The organism is Pseudomonas nitroreducens NBRC 12694 (assembly GCF_002091755.1).
GTDB classification, from domain to species: domain Bacteria; phylum Pseudomonadota; class Gammaproteobacteria; order Pseudomonadales; family Pseudomonadaceae; genus Pseudomonas; species Pseudomonas nitroreducens.
In genome coordinates, this window is sequence record NZ_BDAI01000001.1 from 723,183 (window position 1) to 743,137 (window position 19,955).

General features: G+C 64.1%; 21 protein-coding genes. 8 read left to right on the forward strand and 13 right to left on the reverse strand.

Features of this window, described 5'->3' with window-relative positions:
• Positions 1-23: 23 nt before the first annotated feature.
• From PNI01S_RS03365 to PNI01S_RS03400, 8 genes are all read right to left on the reverse strand, one after another.
• Entirely contained in the window at positions 24-2,012 is a 1,989-nt protein-coding gene (locus PNI01S_RS03365; protein ID WP_037007446.1) for a polysaccharide biosynthesis protein, read from the reverse strand.
• Positions 2,013-2,082: 70 nt separating this feature from the next.
• Entirely contained in the window at positions 2,083-3,108 is a 1,026-nt protein-coding gene (locus PNI01S_RS03370) for an MraY family glycosyltransferase (RefSeq protein ID WP_084357428.1), read from the reverse strand.
• Positions 3,105-4,067: a UDP-glucose 4-epimerase family protein gene (locus PNI01S_RS03375; protein WP_065086060.1), complete on the reverse strand. Its 963-nt coding sequence runs from the start codon at positions 4,065-4,067 to the stop codon at positions 3,105-3,107. The genes PNI01S_RS03370 and PNI01S_RS03375 overlap by 4 nt, the downstream gene beginning before the upstream one ends.
• Positions 4,068-4,122: 55 nt before the next feature.
• On the reverse strand, positions 4,123-5,148 hold the full coding sequence (locus PNI01S_RS03380; protein WP_256576510.1) for a tetratricopeptide repeat protein: 1,026 nt from the start codon (positions 5,146-5,148) through the stop codon (positions 4,123-4,125).
• Positions 5,149-5,266: 118 nt separating this feature from the next.
• Complete coding sequence (locus tag PNI01S_RS03385; RefSeq protein WP_024765972.1) at positions 5,267-5,572, reverse strand: lipopolysaccharide assembly protein LapA domain-containing protein; 306 nt, start codon at positions 5,570-5,572, stop codon at positions 5,267-5,269.
• Positions 5,573-5,605: 33 nt separating this feature from the next.
• Positions 5,606-5,890 carry an integration host factor subunit beta gene (gene ihfB, locus PNI01S_RS03390; protein ID WP_003091441.1) on the reverse strand — a complete coding sequence of 95 codons (285 nt, stop codon included), beginning with the start codon at positions 5,888-5,890 and terminating at the stop codon, positions 5,606-5,608.
• 197 nt (positions 5,891-6,087) lie between these two features.
• Positions 6,088-6,687 carry an FMN-dependent NADH-azoreductase gene (locus PNI01S_RS03395; RefSeq protein ID WP_037013416.1) on the reverse strand — a complete coding sequence of 200 codons (600 nt, stop codon included), beginning with the start codon at positions 6,685-6,687 and terminating at the stop codon, positions 6,088-6,090.
• Between the two features lie 147 nt (positions 6,688-6,834).
• Positions 6,835-7,149, reverse strand: a complete 315-nt coding sequence (locus PNI01S_RS03400; RefSeq protein WP_024765971.1) for a hypothetical protein — start codon at positions 7,147-7,149, stop codon at positions 6,835-6,837.
• A 55-nt stretch (positions 7,150-7,204) separates the two neighbouring features.
• On the opposite strand from PNI01S_RS03400, the gene PNI01S_RS03405 reads away from it, so the two are divergent.
• The 4 genes from PNI01S_RS03405 to PNI01S_RS03420 all read left to right on the forward strand — a co-directional run bounded on the left by PNI01S_RS03405 (position 7,205) and on the right by PNI01S_RS03420 (position 11,451).
• Positions 7,205-8,131 carry a PA3225 family LysR-type transcriptional regulator gene (locus PNI01S_RS03405; RefSeq protein ID WP_024765970.1) on the forward strand — a complete coding sequence of 309 codons (927 nt, stop codon included), beginning with the start codon at positions 7,205-7,207 and terminating at the stop codon, positions 8,129-8,131.
• A 31-nt stretch (positions 8,132-8,162) separates the two neighbouring features.
• The gene (locus PNI01S_RS03410; RefSeq protein WP_024765969.1) at positions 8,163-8,954 is read left to right on the forward strand and encodes an alpha/beta fold hydrolase; all 792 of its coding nucleotides are present in this window, start codon (positions 8,163-8,165) and stop codon (positions 8,952-8,954) included.
• A gap of 28 nt (positions 8,955-8,982) precedes the next feature.
• Positions 8,983-9,543, forward strand: a complete 561-nt coding sequence (locus tag PNI01S_RS03415; protein WP_024765968.1) for a peptidylprolyl isomerase — start codon at positions 8,983-8,985, stop codon at positions 9,541-9,543.
• A 75-nt stretch (positions 9,544-9,618) separates the two neighbouring features.
• Positions 9,619-11,451 (forward strand): ABC transporter ATP-binding protein, encoded by a 1,833-nt coding sequence (locus PNI01S_RS03420; protein WP_084357429.1) that lies wholly within the window; start codon positions 9,619-9,621, stop codon positions 11,449-11,451.
• Between the two features lie 213 nt (positions 11,452-11,664).
• Here PNI01S_RS03420 and PNI01S_RS03425 read toward each other — a convergent pair whose 3' ends face one another.
• The 3 genes from PNI01S_RS03425 to zwf are packed head-to-tail and all read right to left on the reverse strand — an operon-like array spanning position 11,665 to position 14,502.
• On the reverse strand, positions 11,665-12,312 hold the full coding sequence (locus PNI01S_RS03425; protein WP_084357430.1) for a bifunctional 4-hydroxy-2-oxoglutarate aldolase/2-dehydro-3-deoxy-phosphogluconate aldolase: 648 nt from the start codon (positions 12,310-12,312) through the stop codon (positions 11,665-11,667).
• 17 nt (positions 12,313-12,329) lie between these two features.
• Positions 12,330-13,046 (reverse strand): 6-phosphogluconolactonase, encoded by a 717-nt coding sequence (pgl, locus tag PNI01S_RS03430; protein ID WP_084357431.1) that lies wholly within the window; start codon positions 13,044-13,046, stop codon positions 12,330-12,332.
• Complete coding sequence (gene zwf / locus PNI01S_RS03435; RefSeq protein WP_024765964.1) at positions 13,033-14,502, reverse strand: glucose-6-phosphate dehydrogenase; 1,470 nt, start codon at positions 14,500-14,502, stop codon at positions 13,033-13,035. Before zwf ends, pgl begins: the two co-directional genes overlap by 14 nt.
• A 186-nt stretch (positions 14,503-14,688) precedes the next feature.
• On the opposite strand from zwf, the gene PNI01S_RS03440 reads away from it, so the two are divergent.
• Positions 14,689-15,546: a MurR/RpiR family transcriptional regulator gene (locus PNI01S_RS03440; protein WP_024765963.1), complete on the forward strand. Its 858-nt coding sequence runs from the start codon at positions 14,689-14,691 to the stop codon at positions 15,544-15,546.
• 109 nt (positions 15,547-15,655) lie between these two features.
• Here PNI01S_RS03440 and def read toward each other — a convergent pair whose 3' ends face one another.
• Positions 15,656-16,195, reverse strand: a complete 540-nt coding sequence (def, locus tag PNI01S_RS03445; protein ID WP_084357597.1) for a peptide deformylase — start codon at positions 16,193-16,195, stop codon at positions 15,656-15,658.
• A gap of 219 nt (positions 16,196-16,414) precedes the next feature.
• Here def and PNI01S_RS03450 point away from each other — a divergent pair, with 219 nt between their 5' ends.
• The 3 genes from PNI01S_RS03450 to PNI01S_RS03460 all read left to right on the forward strand — a co-directional run bounded on the left by PNI01S_RS03450 (position 16,415) and on the right by PNI01S_RS03460 (position 19,059).
• Positions 16,415-16,969, forward strand: a complete 555-nt coding sequence (locus PNI01S_RS03450; protein WP_054907316.1) for a hypothetical protein — start codon at positions 16,415-16,417, stop codon at positions 16,967-16,969.
• A 189-nt stretch (positions 16,970-17,158) separates the two neighbouring features.
• Entirely contained in the window at positions 17,159-18,589 is a 1,431-nt protein-coding gene (gene arcD, locus PNI01S_RS03455) for an arginine-ornithine antiporter (RefSeq protein ID WP_084357432.1), read from the forward strand.
• A 56-nt stretch (positions 18,590-18,645) separates the two neighbouring features.
• Positions 18,646-19,059 (forward strand): DUF5064 family protein, encoded by a 414-nt coding sequence (locus tag PNI01S_RS03460; RefSeq protein WP_054907314.1) that lies wholly within the window; start codon positions 18,646-18,648, stop codon positions 19,057-19,059.
• A gap of 4 nt (positions 19,060-19,063) precedes the next feature.
• Here the strand turns inward: PNI01S_RS03460 and PNI01S_RS03465 are convergent, their stop codons facing one another.
• Positions 19,064-19,900: a CvfB family protein gene (locus PNI01S_RS03465; RefSeq protein WP_024765959.1), complete on the reverse strand. Its 837-nt coding sequence runs from the start codon at positions 19,898-19,900 to the stop codon at positions 19,064-19,066.
• Positions 19,901-19,955 lie beyond the last annotated feature (55 nt).

Consider the following 19,955-nt stretch of genomic DNA (forward strand, 5'->3'; position numbering starts at 1 on the left):
TGTCTGCTAGGTAGCCCACCGACTCAGGGCTCCATTCGCCGCTGCTGATGGATCAGGTCGACGATCTCACCCTCGGGGCAATAGCCGCTGACGGTTTCCCGCAGTAGTTGCCGCACACGTGCGTAATTGCCCTGCTCTACCGCCTTGAGCAGATCAGCCAGGACGAGCTTGAAGCCCTCCCAGTGCATCAGCTCCTCGTTGGCCTTCATGATCATGGGATGCTCGGTGGCGCTGACGTTGTCGCCGATCAGCAACTCCTCGTAGAGCTTTTCGCCAGGCCGCAGGCCGCTGAACTCGATGGAAATGTCACCCTGGGGATTGCGCTCGGAGCGGACGCTCAGGCCGGACAGGTGGATCATCCGCTCGGCCAGCTCGAGAATCTTCACTGGCTGCCCCATGTCCAGCACGAAAACGTCGCCGCCGCGCCCCATGGAGCCCGCCTGGATCACCAACTGGGCCGCTTCCGGGATGGTCATGAAGTAGCGGGTGATGCCCGGATGGGTCACGGTAACCGGACCACCGCGCTTGATCTGCTCGCGGAACAGCGGAATGACCGAACCGGAGGAGCCCAGCACATTGCCGAAGCGAACCATGGTGAACCGGGTCTTGTTAACCTGGTGCACGCCGGACTTGTCGCCGAACAGCACCGGCGCGGACTCCTGGCTCAATGCCTGCAGAATCATCTCCGCCAGGCGCTTGGTGCTGCCCATCACATTGGTCGGGCGCACTGCCTTGTCGGTGGAAATCAGCACGAAGTGCTCGACGCCGGCCTGCACCGCCACCTGGGCGGTATGCAAGGTGCCCATCACATTGTTCAGGACGCCTTCGGAGATATTGTGCTCGACGATGGGCACATGCTTGTAGGCCGCGGCGTGATAGACCGTCGCGACCTTCCAGGTGCGCATGACATCGAGCAGGCGCTCAGCACTGCGCACGGAGCCGAGGATCGGCACCAACTGCACCGCGAGGGACTCGCGCTTGACGCGGTTCTCCAGCTCCTGGTGCACCCGGTAGAGGTTGTATTCGCTGTGTTCGAACAGCACCAGCACGGTAGGCGACGAGCCCAGGATCTGTCGGCAAAGTTCGGAGCCGATGGAGCCGCCTGCGCCAGTGACCATCACCACTTCGCCGCGGAGACAGTGTTCGAACAGCTCCTTGCGCGGCTCGACCGGGTCACGCCCGAGGAGGTCAGCGATGTCCACTTCCTGGATGTCGTCTACCCGCACCCGGCCGTTCGCCAGCTCGATGAATCCCGGCACGCTTCGCACGTGGACCGGGTAGGGCTCGAGCAAGCCGAGAATTTCGCGGCGGCGGGCGCGCGTCGCAGAGGGAATCGCCAACAGCACTTCCTGCACGCCGGTTTCGTCGATCATCTGCTGGATATGCTTGGGCTTGTAGACGCGCAGGCCAGCAATGATACGGTTGGCTATCTCGTCATCGTCATCGATGAAAGCGACCGGACGCATCGCGCGACCGAGGCGCAAGGCGGCAACTAATTGGTTGCCGGCAGAGCCCGCGCCATAGACGGCAACCTTCGGCAAGCCGTCCTGTTGTTTGAGGAACGGGACCGCCTGCACGGTGCTGTACCAGTCCCCCATGAAATACTGGCGCATGGCCAGACGTAGTCCGCCGATCATCAGCAGGCTCAGCCACCAGTAGTTCAGGACCAGCGAACGCGGAACCGCCTCGATTACCGAGCGGTTCCAGTAAACCACCAGCGACAACAGCAGCGCCGAGATGGTCACCGCCTTCCAGATCGCGATCAGCGCGTCGTTGCCGAGGTAGCGCATGACCGCGCGGTACATGCCGAAACGGATGAACAGCGGAATCGCCACCGCCGGGGCAGCAAAGAACAACCAGCCGTGCACGCGGAACGGGTACTCCAGATCGTCCGTACCCAGTCGCACGATGAACGCCAGCCACAGCGCAAACCACACCAGGCAAATATCGGTGGTGACCTGCAGTAACCGTTTGTTTCGTCTCGGAAGCCTCAGCAGGCGTTCTCGAAGCATCAGCGCTTGTCCTTATCCCGAGCAGAGGAAGTTTTCCACCCGCTACATTGACCACCCAATCCGGCGGAGTTCAGCTCACATCCTGTTCATCCGGACGACCTGCACCCAGATGAGCTACGACAAGCACCAATGGAGCATAGGCGACAATCAGCGCCAGCAAGCCTGAAACATGCCCCAGCGCGACCAGCAGCGCCAGCGGCAGGAGCCAGAACACGTTGATCGCAGTTACCGCCAGCGATACCCGCAGATGACTGCCGAAGCGTCGCGAAGCGCGTTGGTAGGCATGGCTGCGATGCGCTTCGTAGACGCGTTCGCCGCGCATCAGCCGATGAATCAGGGTGAACGTCGCGTCGACGATGAAAACGCCCAGGAGAATCAACCAGCTCCAGATCAGCGGCGGGGCCACCGAGGAGGCCTGCAGCGCCAGACCGCCGAGGATCAACCCGAGAAAACCACTGCCCGCATCGCCCATGAAAATTCGCGCGGGAGGGAAATTCCAGACCAGGAAGCCCGTCGCCGCCAGGCCCAGCAGCAACGGCAGCCAGACCTGCTCCACCGCCCCGAACGCCCAGCCGCAGAGGGCTCCACCCAAACAGACGCTGATGGCCTCCAGGCCGGCAATACCGTCGATGCCGTCCATGAAGTTATACAGGTTGAGTAGCCAAACCAGGAACACCACTCCCAGGAGGTCACCTGCCAGGCCCAGGTCCAGCGCGCCCCAGGGCAACGGCAACACGGGCACGCCACCCAGCCAGCAGAGCAGCCAGAGCGCCGCGACAAAATGCCCCAGAAGCCGCCAGCGTGCCGGAATATGGCGGTGATCGTCGAGGAAGCCAATGGCCGCAACCAGAGCGCCGGCCGGCAGCAGGGCCACCAGGCTGGCTCCGCCGACCATCCCGAGCACGGCCGCCAAGGGCAGGCTGCCGAGAAAACCCAGTACAATCGCAACACCACCACCGCGCGGCGTGGGAATCCGGTGCGAACTGCGGGCGTTCGGAATATCCATGATGCTGCGCGCCAGCGCGTAGCGACGAACACCCGCCGTCATGGCCCAGGACGCAATGAACACTGCCAGAAGCAGCAATGCCGCACTCATCTTCTCTGCTCCTGACCGTATCCCTGCACTGTTTCCAGCAGGGCCTGTTCGACGCTCACGGGGGGAGCCCAACCCAGCCGGCTGCGGGTTGCGGAAATATCCACCTGCAGGCATCCCAGCAGGCGCTGGATCTGTTGGCCTCGCCCGGCCAGCAGCCCCAGCAGGCGCAACAACCCCGCCGGAACCGGCAGAAGTCGAGGCTGCAAGCCCATGGCCCTGCTCAGGCCGCGACACAACTGGGCCGTGGACAGGTCTTCTCCATCACTGACCAGGAACACCTGCCCCGCCGCTGCGGGGTGGCGCGCGCACAGCACCAACAGGTCGACCAGATTATCCCGGGCCACCAGGCTACGGCGATTGTCGATGGAGCCGAAGGGCAGCGGCAGACGGCGCTGCAAGGCGCGCATCAGACTGGCGAAGTTGGCCTTGACCCCGGGGCCATAGACCAGTGGCGGGCGCACCACCACGACCTCCAGTCCCGTCTGCCGGGCAATCTCGAACAAGGCTCGCTCGGCCTCGAGCTTGGATTGACCGTAAGGGTCCTGCGGCTGCGGCTCGGCATCGGCCGTGAACGGCCGACCAGGCGTGGTTTCCTCGCCATTGACCTTGATCGAACTGACAAAGACAAAACGCCTCACGCCCGCCGCCGCAGCCTGCTGCGCCAGATGCCGGGTCGCCTCGACATTCACCGCGCGAAACTCGGCGAGTGGATCGGCAGCCAGCTCGTCCATGACGTGAACCCGGGCAGCGCAATGAATCACGGCATCGATCCCTTGCAGGGCCGGCGTCCAGGATTGCGCCACGCTCAACCCGTCGATGAGCGCCACCTCGACACCTTCCGGAAACTGCGCAACGGCGCCACGCTGGGCGACGCGAATCTGCACATCATCTTCCTGGCACAAGCGAGCCAGCACGCCTCGGCCGACAAAACCGCTCGCGCCCGTGAGTAGAACCTTCAATCCAGCACCTGCAGAACCTGACGCCAGCGGCGCCTTCCATGTTTGAGCGAACGCGTCAGAGCGGCGAGATGACCGGTCGCAGCGCATTCCAAGCGTGACAGCTGGGACATTGCCAGTGCAGTTCGCGGCCGGCGAAACCACACTTGCCGCATCGATAGCGCGGCATTGTCTTATACAAACCGATGATTATTGGAGCGATTTTTCCGGCTGCCGAGTCTTTTTCGCCATCGTTTCCGACTACTTCAAGGTACTCGCCGACTCCTTGCCAGGAAGGATGACGCTCCACCCGCTCCAGCAGGCTCTCGCGCCAACCGGACGCTCCCGCTGGCAGCTCGTTTTGCGCCAGTAGGGCGAGGATTGCCGGCGGCACTTCCTCGCCAGCGGCCAAACCCCGCAGGCACGCCAGCAACTCGGGCCGGGCAAGGCCATCATGGCGACGCAACAGCGGCACGATCTCGCCCAGGAAGGCCTTGGCATCGCTCGCCAACTCGCCGACGGTAGCCACGGCAGCGACCTGATCCTTGCGCCACAACTCGCAGTCCAGCCGCATCAGCAGAGCGCGCACGCAGCGCTTGTCCACACGGCGAGCCTCACGCAGCAGCTCCTGCATGGCACTGCGATCGCCGGTCCTGCCCTTCTCCTGGGCGAGTTCGCAGTAGTAGTTGGCCAACGCCGCGCTCAGTTCGGGGCGACTTGCGACCAGGCGCGAGGCCAACTCGATGGCGCGCGACCAGTTCTTCTCGCGTTCGCAGATCAGCCGTTGTTCATCCAGCGCTTCCAGGGAGATGGGTTCATCGCGTTGCTGCGTCAGCTCGTCCAGCAGTTCCTCGGCGCTACCCAACAGGCCGCCAGCGATGTAATCGCGCGCCAGTTCCAGGCGCACCTGTGCCACCAGCGAACCATCTTCGCCGGCGCGGCCCAGCAGTTCCTGGTGAATGTGGATGGCTTTCTCGATATCGCCGCGACGGCGAAACAGGTTGCCGACGTGCAGGTGGCTTTCGAGAGTCTCCGGGCTGACGACCAAGCCTTGGGACAAGCTTTCCAGCGCATCGTCGGAGTGTCGCTCCAGCAGATTGTGCATGCTGTGGACACGGCTCCGAAGGTGGGTTTCGGAGGCTTCCCGGGGTCGGGAAAGAGAACGACGCCCCATCCACCAGCCGATGGCCAGGGCGCAGAAGAAGAACAGCGTGGCGATGACGCTAGGCATGGTCCGTCAGCGACTTTTCACGCAGCGCGTCATTCTCCTTGCGGAAACGAGTGACTTCGGAGCGCAGGCCGCTCATGCGGGCATGCGCCTTTGCCCGGAAGGGAATGCTCAGCAGCAGGCCGATCACGCCACCGACGATGAAGGCAAGGGAAATGAAGACCACCAGCGGCCACTGCGGCGATTGCCAGCCGAGGAAGGTCAGCTGTGCGGACTGCAGGTTCTCCAGGACGAAAACCACAACGATGGCGGCCAGGACGACCAACGCCAGAATCAGCAGGAAACGTTTTGCCCGAAGCATGGACACTCCTTCTTGAAGACGGATACCCCGGGGTCACTCGGGTTCGTTGACGCGGTCGCGCAGCTCCTTGCCGGGCTTGAAGTGCGGGACGAACTTGCCGTCCAGGCGCACGGACTCGCCGGTTTTCGGATTACGCCCCACGCGCGGTGCGCGGTAGTGCAGAGAGAAGCTGCCGAACCCCCGGATTTCGATGCGATCCCCCGTCGCCAGAGCCTGGGACATTTGCTCAAGCATGGTCTTGATCGCCAGCTCCACATCCTTTGCGGAAAGCTGCCCCTGATGGGTGACGATTCTCTCGATCAACTCCGACTTGGTCATGGTTTTCCCTTCTTTTTCAAGCGGCTAGATCAGCTCTAGGTTCTTTTAGCATGCTGATCATGCTTTGAACAGCCCGAACGGAAAGGATGTGTTTTCTGCCGGTCAAGTAGCCGGCGAATAAAAAATGGCCGACTCCCAGGCAGGGAATCGGCCACGGTCGCGTCCAGGAGCGGTAGGATGCGCAAGGGGGAAGCGGATCAGGCGATGGCGGCGAGCTGCGCCTTGGCCTTGGCCAGGCCTTTCTCGGCGAATTCACCGCCCATGTTCAGGCCTTCGGCGTGGATGAAGGTCACGTCATGGATGCCGACGAAGCCCAGCGCCTGGCGCAGGTAGGGTTCCTGGTGATCCAGCGCGCCGCCGGCGTACACGCCGCCACGGCTGGTCAGAACGAAGGCGCGCTTGCCGGTGAGCAGGCCCTGCGGGCCGGTCTCGGTGTATTTGAAGGTGACGCCGGCGCGCAGCACATGGTCGAGCCAGGACTTCAGCGTGCTGGGGATGGCGAAGTTGTACATCGGCGCGGCCAGCACCAGCACATCGGCGGCTTGCAGTTCGGCCGTCAGCTGGTTGGAGCGCTCCAGCGCGATGCGCTCGATCTCGCTGTGCTCCTGGGCCGGCTTCATCCAGCCACCCAGCAGGTTGGCATCCAGGTGCGGCACCTGCTCGATGGCCAGGTCGCGAACCTGGATCTCGTCCGCCGGGTGCGCCGCCTGCCACTGCGCGATGAAATCGCGGGTCAACTGGCGGGAAACGGAACCTTCCTGGCGGGCACTGCTTTCGATGACGAGAACGCGGGACATGGACTGGACCTCCATCGGTCATTGAATGTGTCGATGGAGGCCATCCTAGAGATGAATAAATCGATAAAAAAGCGCAAATAATCGCTTCTAATTATCGAATAAATTGATTTCTCGCAAAACTGCTTCTAGTCTTGTCCGGCAGAGTACTCAACCCGGCACGCAGGTGAGCTTGATGCGCAGCTTGATCACTGCGCGACTGAAGCTGGAAGTCAGGTTCGCTTCCTTGCCCGGCGCGATGGAAGCCTTGCGGACATGCGGAGTTTCCGGGCCATTGACGAAGACTGCGGTGCAGGTCGCCTGTTCCTGACCATTGTTGCGCAGGATGATGGCACCCATCTGGTCGCCTATGTCCTGGGTGTCATAGTCCACCTGGGTGCCCTTGAGGGATTTCTCCACTTCAATGGGATAGGCCAGGGCGGTCAGCGGCAACAGTGCCAGAACGGCACAACAGAATTTTTTCATGGCGGTCTCTTGTTGGTCTTCTGCGGACCGCCAGATTAGACAAGAGGAAGCGAGGATGAAAGCGCCCCGCGTTACCCTGGATCAGTGGAGAACCCTACAGGCCGTGGTCGATCACGGCGGCTTCGCCCAGGCGGCGGAAGCCCTGCATCGCTCACAGTCGTCGATCAGCTATACCGTGGCGCGCATGCAGGAGCAACTCGGCGTACCGTTGTTGCGCATCGACGGGCGCAAGGCGGTGCTCACCGAGGCCGGTGAAGTGCTGCTGCGTCGCTCCCGGCAGCTGGTGAAATCCGCCGGCCAGCTGGAAGAGCTTGCCCATCACATGGAGCAGGGCTGGGAGCCGGAAGTACGCCTGGTGGTCGACGCCGCCTACCCCACCGTGCGCCTGGTGCGCGCCCTCTCCGCCTTTATGCCGCAGAGCCGCGGCTGCCGCGTGCTGTTGCGCGAGGAAGTGTTGTCCGGCGTGGAAGAAGCGCTGGTGCAAGGGCACGCCGACCTCGCCATCAGCGGCCTGAACATCCCCGGCCACCTGGGCGCCGACCTCTCCATCGTCGACTTCGTCGCCGTTGCCCATCCCGATCACCCGCTGCACCGACTGCAACGCGAAGTCACCCACCAGGACCTGGAAACCCAGATGCAGGTGGTGATCCGCGATTCCGGTCGCCTGCAGCCGCGCGACGTCGGCTGGCTCGGCGCCGAGCAGCGCTGGACGGTGGGCAGCCTGGCCACCGCCGCCACGTTTGTCAGCAACGGCTTGGGCTTCGCCTGGCTGCCGCGGCACATGATCGAGCGCGAGCTGCGCGACGGCCAGGTCAAGCCACTGCCGATGAAACAGGGCGGCGTGCGCGAGAGCCGGTTCTATCTTTACCCGAACAAGGAAAAGCCCCTGGGCCCGGCCACGCAGATCCTCGTAGAACTGCTGACCACCTTTGCCAATGTGCCACTCGACGCCCATTTCGCCGCCCCCGAAAGCCCGGTCTGAGCATATAGGCCGCACGAAAAAGGAGCCCGTCATGCCGTTCTTCGACCACGCCGGCCACCGCCTGCACTATGAGGAAAGTGGTTTCGGCACGCCGGTCCTGCTGGTGCACGGGCTCGGCTCCAGCACCCGCGACTGGGAGTTTCAGGTGCCGGAACTGGAAAAGCGCCACCGGGTGATCGCCCTCGATGTACGCGGCCATGGCCAGTCGGACAAGCCTCGCCAGCGCTACAGCATCGGCGCCTTCGCCGAGGATGTGATCGCCCTGCTCGACCACTTGCGCCTGGGCCGCGTGCACCTGGTGGGCATCAGCATGGGTGGCATGATCGGCTTCGAACTGGCCACCCGCTGGCCGGAGCGGCTGAACAGCCTGACCATCGTCAACAGCGCGCCGGAGGTAAAGCCACGCAGCCCTCGCGAGTACCTGGAAGTGGCGCGCCGGCTGTTCCTCGCCCATGTGCTGGGCCTGGATACCGTGGGCAAGGCACTGGGCAAGATGCTCTTCCCCAAGCCAGAACAGGGCGACCTGCGCCGCAAGATCCAGCAGCGCTGGCCGCAGAACGACAAGCGCGCCTATCTGTCCAGCCTGCATGCCATCATCGGCTGGGGTGTGCAGGAACGCCTGGCGCGCATAACCTGTCCAACCCTGGTGATCAGCGCCGACCGCGACTACACCCCGGTTTCGCTCAAGCAGGCCTATGTCGGGCAGATGCCCAACGCACGCCTGGTAGTAATCGAGGATTCGCGCCACGCGACGCCGCTGGACCAGCCCGAACGCTTCAACACCACCCTGCTCGACTTCATCGATCAGGTCGACCATCCCTAGAACCTCAGGAAACATCCACCAAATGACCCTGTTCAAACGCTTCCTGCTCGCTGCCTGCTCCCTGGTCCTGGCCGGCTCGGTGTTCGCCGCCGACAGCAAGAACCCGCATGTGCTGTTGTCCACCACTTCGGGCGAAATCGAAATCGAGCTGTACGCCGACAAGGCGCCGATTTCTGTGAAGAACTACCTGTCCTACGTCGACAGCGGCTTCTACAACGGAACCATCTTTCACCGCGTCATCCCCAACTTCATGATCCAGGGCGGCGGTTTCACCGAGGCCATGAAGGAGAAGGACACCCAGGCGCCGATCAAGAACGAGGCCGACAACGGCCTGCTCAACGAACGCGGCACCCTGGCCATGGCACGCACCAGCGACGTGAACTCCGCCACCAGCCAGTTCTTCATCAACCTGACCGGCAACGACTTCCTCAACCACGGCGCCCGCGACTTCGGCTACGCCGTATTTGGCAAGGTCGTACGCGGCATGGGCGTGGTCGACCAGATCGCCGGGGTCAAGACCGGCAACCGCGGCATGTTCCAGGACGTACCGACCACCCCGGTGGTCATCCTCTCCGCCAAGCGTCTGTGATTCTGCGCAATCACGGCTGACGGAGGCCATTCAAGGCGGGGCCAGGACGGCCCCGCCGACAACCCGAGAGCTATCATGCTTTACCGTCGTTTCGAGCGTCTGATCGATCCCTTCCGCGACGTCCCCGAGCGCATGCCGCCGTCCGATGTCATCCGCTTCTACGTCTATTACCTGCGCCAGGTCTGGCCGGTCTTCCTCGCCCTGCTCTTCGTCGGCCTGATCGTCGCCCTGATCGAAGTCGCGCTATTCAGCTACCTGGGGCGCATCGTCGACCTCGCGCAAGGCACCGTGCCCGCGGACTTCTTCACCCTGCACGGCCGCGAGCTGATCTGGATGGCCGTCGTCGCGCTCATCCTGCGCCCGGTGTTCAACGGCCTGCACGACATGCTGGTGCACCAGAGCATCAACCCCAGCATGACCAACCTGATCCGCTGGCAGAACCATCGCTACGTGCTCAAGCAGAGCCTGGGCTTCTTCCAGAACGACTTCGCCGGGCGCATCGCCCAGCGCATCATGCAGACCGGCAACTCCCTGCGCGATTCCGCCGTGCAAGTGGTGGATGCCATCTGGCACGTGGTGATCTACACCGTCAGCGCCCTGGTGCTGTTTGCCGAGGCCGATTGGCGCCTGATGATCCCGCTGCTGCTGTGGGTCGTCGGCTACGTCGGCGCGCTGGGCTACTTCATTCCCCAGGTGAAGCATCGCTCGGTGGTCGCCTCGGACTCGCGCTCCAAGCTGATGGGCCGGATCGTCGACGGCTACACCAACATCACCACCCTCAAGCTGTTCGCCCACACGCGCCAGGAAGAGGACTACGCCCGCGAAGCCATCGACGACCAGACCCGCAAGGCCCAGCAGGCCGGACGCGTGGTGACCTCCATGGACGTCACCATCACCGTCTTCAACGGCCTGCTGATCGCCGGTACCACCGGCCTTGCCCTGTGGCTGTGGACCCAGTCGCTGATCTCGGTCGGCGCAATCGCCCTGGCCACCGGCCTGGTCATCCGCATCAACAACATGTCCGGCTGGATCATGTGGGTGGTCGGCGGCATCTTCGAGAACGTCGGCCAGGTGCAGGACGGCATGCAGACCATCGCCCTGCCCCGCCAGGTGAACGACCAGCCCGGAGCCAAGCCGTTGGTGGTGAGCCATGGCGAAGTGCGCTTCGACCAGGTGGATTTCAGCTACGGCAAGGGCGGCGGCCTGATCAGTGGGCTGGACCTGACCGTACGCCCCGGCGAGAAGATCGGCCTGGTCGGGCCGTCCGGCGCCGGCAAATCCACCCTGGTGAACCTGCTGCTGCGCCTGTACGACCTCGAGGGCGGGCGCATCCTGATCGACGGCCAGGACATCGCCCACGTGACCCAAGAAAGCCTGCGCGCGCAGATCGGCATGGTCACCCAGGACACTTCGCTGCTGCACCGTTCGATCCGCGACAACCTGCTCTATGGTCGCCCGGACGCCAGCGAGGCGGATTTGCAGGACGCCATCCAGAAAGCGCGCGCCTCGGAGTTCATTCCGCAACTGAGCGACGCCGAGGGTCGCTTCGGCCTTGACGCCCACGTCGGCGAGCGCGGCGTGAAGCTCTCCGGCGGCCAACGCCAGCGCATCGCGATCACCCGCGTGCTACTCAAGGACGCGCCGATCCTGATCCTCGACGAGGCCACCTCGGCGCTGGACTCCGAGGTGGAAGCGGCGATCCAGGAAAGCCTGGAAACCCTCATGCAGGGCAAGACGGTAATCGCCATCGCCCACCGGCTTTCCACCATCGCGCGCATGGACCGGCTGGTAGTGCTGGAGCACGGCCGCGTGGTCGAGAGCGGCAGCCATGCCGAGTTGCTTGCCCATGGCGGGCTCTACGCGCGGCTGTGGCGGCACCAGACGGGCGGGTTCGTCGGGGTGGATTGAAGCCCGAGGGTCACGCGCGACCCTTTCGCGAACAGCCCCGCGTCGGGGTTTGTTCGCGAGCAAGCTCGCTCCTGCTGGGAGCAGTCCTGCACCGGGCGCGTTTTTCTGTAGGAGCGAGCTTGCTCGCGAACCCGCACGGCAACTCTGCTCAGCCGCAGAAGCCCCCATAAAAAAGCCCGGCACAAGGCCGGGCACGTCCAAATCCAGGACAGCTCAGTGTGTGTCCAGTAGCGCCAGCGCCTCACGACTCAGGCGTTCGACCGTCGACCAGTCGCCGCCGTCGACGGCGGCCTTGGGCAGCATCCAGCTGCCGCCCACGCACATCACGTTGGCCAGGCGGTAATAGTCATTCAGGTTGTCCGGGCCGACGCCGCCGGTAGGGCAGAAACGGATGTCCGGGAACGGACCGCCGAAAGCCTTGAGCGCTTCCACGCCGCCGGCGACCTTCGCCGGGAACAGCTTGAAGCGGCGCAGGCCATGGCGATAAGCGGCCATGATTTCCGACGCGGTGGCAACGCCCGGCAGCAACGGCACAGGGCGAGTCCCCGCGTACTGCAGCAACTCCTCGGTGCAGCCGGGCGTGACGATGAACTTCGCCCCCGCCTCTTCCGCCTGGGCGAAAGTTTCCGGGTCGAGCACGGTGCCGGCGCCGACGATCAGCTCCGGGCGTTGCTCGCTCAACTGGCGGATCGCGGTGAGACCCAGCGCCGTCCGCAAGGTCACTTCCAGAACGGTGATGCCGCCGGCTGCCAGAGCATCCGCCATGGGCAGGATGTCTGCCTCGCGGTCGATGGTGATCACCGGCAGGATGCGCGCACGCTGCACCAGGGCATCGATCTGCTGGATGTGTTGTTCAGGCATAGCGGTAACTCCGTGCTTCAGGGGCACCAGTGGATCGAAAGAGGTGAACGCAGGAACGCATTGACCGGCATGCGCTGGTCGTCGTTATCGCTGAGCGCCTGACTCAGCGTGGCCAGCTTGGACTCGCCCTGGATGGCCAGGATCTGCACCCGCGCGCCCTGCAATACGGCTCGGGTGAGGGTCAGGCGCTGGTGCGGCACGGTCGGCGCCCACATCGGCAGGCATCGGCGTGTGCCGGCCGGGTCGAGCGCCTCGACCAGGTTGGTGCTGCCAGGGAACAGCGAAGCCGTGTGGCCATCGTCGCCCATGCCCAGCACCAGCACATCGATGGGCAGCGTCAGCTCGTGGAGGAAGCGATCGGTCTTGTCGGCCGCCTCCTCAAGGCTGCTCACCGGCTGATACAGGCCGATGAACTGCGCCTTGCCCGCCTCGCCCTTGAGCAGATGGCGGCGCAGCAGGCCTGCATTGCTGTCAGGGTGCGACTCGGGCACCCAGCGCTCGTCGGCGAGGCTGACGGCGACTTTCGACCAGTCCAGTACCGCGCCGCTCAGGGCCTCGAGGAAAGCCACCGGACTGCGCCCGCCGGACACCACCAGCAATGCGCGGCCGCGCTCGATCAGCGCCTCGCGCAGCGCGCCGGCTACCGCTTCGGCGAGGCCGCGGGCCTGCTCGGCGGCGTTGTTCCAGGTCTTCCAGGCCATGCCTTCTTTCAGTGTCGGTTCAAAGATCGCCATACCAGTCCCTCCCGTCGCGAGCGATCAGGGCAACCGACGCCTGCGGTCCCCAGCTTCCGGCCGGGTAAGGCTTGGGCTCCTCGCCCAGGCGGCCCCAGCCGTCGATCAGGCCATCGCACCATGTCCAGGCGGCCTCGATCTCGTCCTTGCGGACAAACAGGTTCTGGTTGCCCTGGGTGACTTCCAGCAACAGTCGCTCATAGGCATCCGGCGTACGGGCGGTCTGGAAGGTTTCGGAGAAATTCAGTTGCAGCGGGCCGGTACGCAGTTGCATGCCCTTGCCCAGGCCTTGGTCCTTGGTCATCACCTGCAGGGAAATGCCCTCGTCCGGTTGCAGGCGGATGATCAGCCGGTTGCTGATCAACGAGCGCTGCTCCGGGGCGAAGATGTAGTGCGGCGGTTCCTTGAAGTGGATGACGATCTGCGAGTGCTTCTGCGGCATGCGCTTGCCGGTACGCAGGTAGAACGGCACGCCGGACCAGCGCCAGTTGCGGATATCCACCCGCAGGGCGACGAAGGTCTCGGCGTCGCTGTTGGGGTTGGCATTTTCCTCGGCGAGATAGCCCGGCACGGGCTTGCCGTCGATGTAGCCGGCCGTGTATTGGCCGCGCACCACGCGGGTCGCCAGTTGCTCGGGAGCGATGGGCTCCAGCGCGCGCAGCACCTTCACCTTCTCGTCGCGAATGCTGTCGGCGGTGAGGTTGGCCGGCGGGTCCATGGCGATCAGGCAGAGCAGTTGCAGCAGGTGGTTCTGCACCATGTCGCGCAGTTGGCCGGCCTTGTCGAAGTAGCCCCAGCGGCCCTCGATGCCGACCTTCTCGGCCACGGTGATCTCCACGTGGGAGATGTGGTTCTGGTTCCACTGGGTCTCGAACAGGCTGTTGGCGAAGCGCAGCGCGATGAGGTTCTGCACCGTCTCCTTGCCCAGGTAGTGATCGATCCGGTAGATGCGGTTTTCCGGGAAGAAACGTGCCACGGCGTCATTCACCGCGCGGGACGATTCCAGGTCGTGGCCGATGGGCTTCTCCAGCACCACCCGGGTGCGTTCGGCGAGGCCGGCAGCGGCAAGGTTCTCGCAAATGCCGCCGAACACCGAGGCGGCGGTGGCGAAGTAGGCGACCAGGGTCTTCTCGTCGCCCACCAGCTCGGCCAGCGCCTGGTAGGAGCCGGCGTCGAGGAAGTCCATGCTCAGGTGATGCAGGCGCGCCTGGAAGCGGGCCCAGACCTGTTCATCCCACTCTTTCGCCGGGACATACTGGCGCAGACGGCGTTCGATGGTAGCCAATGGCGCTTCCGTGGCGCCGTCATCGCGGGCCAGGGCAAGAATGCGGGTATCGCGGTGCAGCAGGTCTTCGCGGTCGAGCTGGTAGAGCGCCGGCAGCAGTTTGCGCAGGGCGAGATCCCCCAGGGCGCCGAACAGCGCAAGGGTGCAGGGCAGAACGCGGACTTCAGGCATTTGTTGTTACCAACCAAATTTTGAACGATAGTTAGCCTTCTACGCCGGCATTAAGACAAATATGTAGTAATTAAACAACATATTTCTGCCATCTCGCGCCGTTGTTGGTCGCTTGCCAGCCTGACGTTAGGATAGCGCCGCTGGCCGCACCTACCCGGTCAACCGTCGATTGCCCAAGGAGCACGGATGAAAAACCTGCTGGAGCAGATCCAGAGCCGTCTGGAAGAGCTGAACAAGGCCGAGCGCAAGGTCGCCCAGGTGATCCTGCACGACCCGCAGCAGGCCACGCGCTTCAGCATCGCCGCGCTGGCCCAGGCATCGAGTGTCAGCGAGCCGACGGTGAATCGCTTCTGCCGCTCCTTCGGCATGAGCGGCTATCCGGAGCTAAAGATCCAACTGGCGCAGAGCCTGGCCAGCGGCGCAGCCTTCGTGACCCAGGCCGTGGCGGCCGACGACGGCCCCGAGGCCTACACGCGCAAGATCTTCAGCAGCACCATCGCCTCGCTGGACAGCGCCCACAAACTGCTCGACCCGAAGGTGATCGACCGCGCCGTGGACCTGTTGATCCAGGCCCGGCAGATCCACTTCTTCGGCCTTGGCGCGTCCAGCTCGGTGGCCCTCGACGCGCAGCACAAGTTCTTTCGCTTCAACCTGGCGGTGTCAGCGCAGAGCGATGTGCTGATGCAGCGGATGATCGCCTCGGTAGCACACACCGGCGACCTGTTCGTGGTGATTTCCTACACCGGGCGCACCCGCGAGCTGGTGGACGTGGCCCACCTGGCGCGACAGAACGGCGCCTCGGTGCTCGGCTTGACCGCCGCGGACTCGCCGCTGGCCCGCGCCAGCACCTTGAGCCTGGACATCCCGCTGCCCGAGGACACCGACATCTATATGCCGATGACCTCAAGGATCATCCAGCTCACCGTGCTCGACGTGCTCGCCACCGGCGTGACCCTGCGCCGTGGCGTGGATTTCCAGCCGCACCTGCGCAAGATCAAGGAGAGCCTGGTGCCGACCCGTTACCAGCTCGACGAGGAAAGTTGAGGGCGGCGCCGCCCTCGGCTCTGGAAAAGCCCGCTCCTGCAAACGCGCGCAGAACCATCACCTGCTGTAGCAGCAAGTTCGCTGCTACGGAGAACAGCTCGAGCTGGTGTCAGTCATCCGCGCTCGGATCGAGCCCCGGGAACAGCACCTCGGTAAAGCCGAACTTGCTGAAATCGGTGATGCGCGACGGATACAGCCGGCCGATCAGGTGGTCGCACTCGTGCTGCACCACCCGCGCATGGAAGCCTTCCACCGTGCGGTCGATGGGCTGGCCCTGGGGATCGACGCCCTGGTAGCGGATGCTCCGGTAACGGTCCACTGCGCCACGCAGGCCCGGCACCGACAGGCAGCCTTCCCACCCCTCCTCCAACTCGTCGCCGACAGGCGTGATCAGCGGATTGAGCAGGATGGTCGGCGGCACTGCCGGTGCATCCGGGTAGCGCTCGCTGCGCTCGAAACCGAAGATCACCAGCTGCAGGTCCACGCCGATCTGCGGCGCGGCCAGGCCAACTCCACCAACGTGATGCATGGTCTCGAACATGTCGTCGATCAGTTGCTGCAGCTCGGCGCTACCGATCATCGACTCGGGCACTGGCGGGGCGATGCGCAGCAGGCGCTCGTCGCCCATCCTGAGAATCTCGCGGATCATCTTGGCCTCGTCGCCAGGGAGTGAGACCGGCATCCTCTGCCCTCCCACGCCGCATGGCAAGCCCGCGACCGCCCGGCAGCGCCCCGCGAGCCACGCCCCCCGGTGTTAGACTGGTGCATGACGACATTCTTCGAACGCCGGAGATTTGCCGGGAAACGCGGCAGATCACGGACGAAACCCTGGGGGGATCTTTTATTTCCGAGGGGCGCGAGGTTCGTCATGAACAGGCATTACTACATCAGCGACAACCTGGACGACCTGGAACAGGTCGAGCAGGAGCTTTCCGAAAGCGGCATCGGCATCGAGCAGATGCATGTGCTCAGCGACAGCGACGCGGAACTGGAAGAGCACCGCCTGCATGAAGTGCCGTCGGTGATGAAGAAAGACGTGGTGCACTGGGGCAAGATCGGCCTGGTGATCGGTGCCGCACTGGCCGTGCTGGTACTGGTGGTCGGCTACCTGAGTGGCTGGACGCAGACGGCGGCAGGCTGGATCCCCGTGGTCTTTCTCGCCGCGGTGCTGCTGGGCTTCAGCCTGTGGGAAAGCAGCTTCTTCGGCCTGCAACGCCCCAGTGGCGACGTGCGCCGCTTCCAAGGCAACCTGCAGCAAGGCCGCCACGTGTTCTTCGTCGACGTGAAGCCCGAGCAGGAACCGGTGCTGGACATGGTGGTGCGCCACCACCCGCGCCTGGAGATCGCCGGCTTCGGCAGCGCCATGCCGGCCTGGTGGCTCTCCGTCGAGCAGGCCTGGAATCGCTTCCGCCACATGATGTAGCGGCAAGCGCCAGCCTCTTCTCCGCGGCTCTGGTGACCCGCGGCCTTAGCCCTGCGCGCTGTTGAACCGCAACAGAACTCGTTCAGGGTCGGTTCAGAAACCGTTAGCCTGCTATTGATATACATCAGCCGAGTGCCTCCGAGCGGATTCGAAAATATGCGAATCCATTCACATTCAGGAGGCTGGGAAATGCCCACATCGCCCAACCAGAAACTCGGCCTGGCTGCACTCACCGCCCTGGTGGTCGGCTCCATGATCGGTGGCGGCATCTTCTCGCTGCCGCAGAACGTCGCGAAAAGCGCCAGCCCCGGCGCTGTTCTCATCGGCTGGGCCATCAGCGGTATCGGCATGCTGATGCTCGCCTTCGTCTTCCAGAGCCTGTCCAACCGCAAGCCGGAACTCGATGCCGGCGTCTACGCCTACGCCAAGGCCGGCTTTGGCGACTACATCGGCTTCAATTCGGCATGGGGCTACTGGCTCAGTTCCATGCTCGGCAATGTCAGCTACTTCGTGCTGATCTTCAGCGCGCTGGGCTACTTCTTCCCGGTGTTCGGCGAGGGCAATACCGCCATTGCCTTCGTCTGCTCATCCCTGCTGCTATGGAGCCTGCACTTCCTGATCCTGCGCGGGATCAAGCAAGCGGCCTTCATCAACCAGATCACCACGGTCGCCAAGGTCGTACCCATCGTCCTGTTCATCCTGATCGGCCTGGTGGCGTTCGACATGGACCTGTTCACTGCCGATTTCTGGGGCCACGGTCATGTCGATTTCGACAGCGTGATGAGCCAGGTACGCAACATGATGCTGATCACCGTCTGGGTGTTCATCGGCATCGAGGGCGCCAACCTGTACTCAGGCCACGCGAAGAAGCGCTCGGATGTCGGCACCGCCACGGTGATCGGCTTCGTCTCGGTGATGGCGCTGCTGGTGCTGGCGAACGTGCTGTCCATGGGCATGATGAACCAGGCGCAACTGGCCGGCTTGCCCAACCCGTCCATGGCCTACGTACTGGAACACGTGGTCGGTCACTGGGGCGCCGTGCTGATCATCGCCGGGCTGGTCGTCTCGCTGTTCGGCGCGCTACTGGCGTGGATTCTGCTGAGCGCGGAAATCATGTTCGCCGCTGCCCAGGACCACACCATGCCCAGGTTCCTCGCCCAGGAGAGCAAAGCGGACGTGCCGGTCAACGCGCTGTGGCTGAGCAACGCCACGGTGCAGGTATTCCTGATCGTCACCCTGTTCGCCGCCAGCACCTACACCAGCCTGGTGTACCTGGCCGCATCCATGGCGCTGCTGCCTTACCTGTTCTCCGCCGGCTACGCCGTACTGCTGTGCCTGCGCGGGGAAAGCTATGAAGGTCTGCTGCGCGAGCGCCGCAAGGACCTGGTAATCGGCGCCATCGCCCTCATCTACAGCCTGTGGCTGGTGTATGCCGGCGGCATGGATCACCTGCTGCTCTCGGCGCTGCTCTACACCCCGGGCGTGGTGCTGTTCATCATGGCCAAGCGCGAGCGCGGCGAACGCGTGTTCAGCAAGGCGGAAGGGCTGATCTTTGCCGTCCTACTGGCCGCAACACTGGGCGCCGGCTACGGTCTCTATTCCGGACAGCTGAGCCTCTGAGCCCAATATCGAACGCCCGCGGCTTCGGTCGCGGGCTGGCGTTACCAGGAGAAAAAATGACCGTTCCCGCTCAGGTCACCATCCACTCCACCGCCGGCCTCGATCGGCAGCAGTACCGTATTCGCATGAGCTACGTCGTGGAAAATGCCGCCAGCCGTGATGCGACAGTGAAATTCGAGCTGGATGGCGAAATCGACGGCCAGCCCTTCAATGACGGCTTCGAACTCCCCGGCGATCTCGCCTTCAACTTCGCCGGCAGCGCCACGCGCATTTTGCGACGGCACGGCCTGCGGGTCTGCAGCGGGCCGGTACTGCGCTTTCGCAAGGAGCATGACCGGGTGTTCGACGACCTGCGTCGCCAGCTGAAGGCCGAGCCGGGCACGCCGGTCGACCTGCAGCGCATGGGCTCGCTGGCCCCGGCCGAGCCGCGTTGCGCGGTGGCCGAGTCCATCGTCCGCGGGCGCGGCTGAGCCGTCAGGCCAGCTCGATGCGATCGTCGTGGATGACGATCAGGCCCTGCTTGAACAGGCCGCCGATGGCCTTCTTGAAGTTGCCCTTGCTGACGCCGAACTGCTGCGCGATCAGCTCTGGCGGGCTCTTGTCGCTGATCGCCAGCTTGCCGCCGGCATCGCGCAGAGCCTGGAGGATCTTCTCGCTCAGGGCATCCGAGAGCCCCGCGCCGGCCGGCTGCAGGCTCAGGCTGATCTTGCCGTCGGCGCGCATTTCCTTGATGTAGCCCTTCTCACGCAGGCCGCCACGCAGGAACTTGAACGCTTCGTTCTTGTGGATCAGCCCCCAGTGCTTACCTTCGATGATCGCCTTGTAGCCCAGGTCGGTGCGCTCGACGACCAGCAGGTCGACTTCCTGGCCGGCCTTGTAGTTCGCCGGGGTGTTGTCCAGGTAGCGGTCCAGGCGCGCGGTGGCGGTGATGCGGCGGCTGCGCTCGTCGAGGTAGACGTAGACCACGCAGTAATCGCCAACCTGCAGCGGACGCTTCTCTTCCGAGTGCGGCAGGAGCAGGTCCTTGGGCAGCCCCCAGTCGAGGAACAGACCGATGCGATTGACCTCCACCACCTTGAGGCTGGCAAAACCGCCGACCTGCACCTTGGGCTTCTGGGTGGTGGCGATCAGTCGGTCTTCGCTGTCCAGGTAGATGAACACGTTCAGCCAGTCGCCCACCTCGGTGGGTTCGTTCTTCGGCACGTAGCGCTTGGGCAGCAGGATCTCGCCGTGGCTCTCGCCATCCAGGTAGAGACCGAAATCGGTGTGCTTGGCCACCTGCAACGAATTGAACCGACCTATGACTGCCATGACGCTTACCTCGTGAACGGGGCGAGCATTCTACGCGCATTGGCGCAAGGATGCG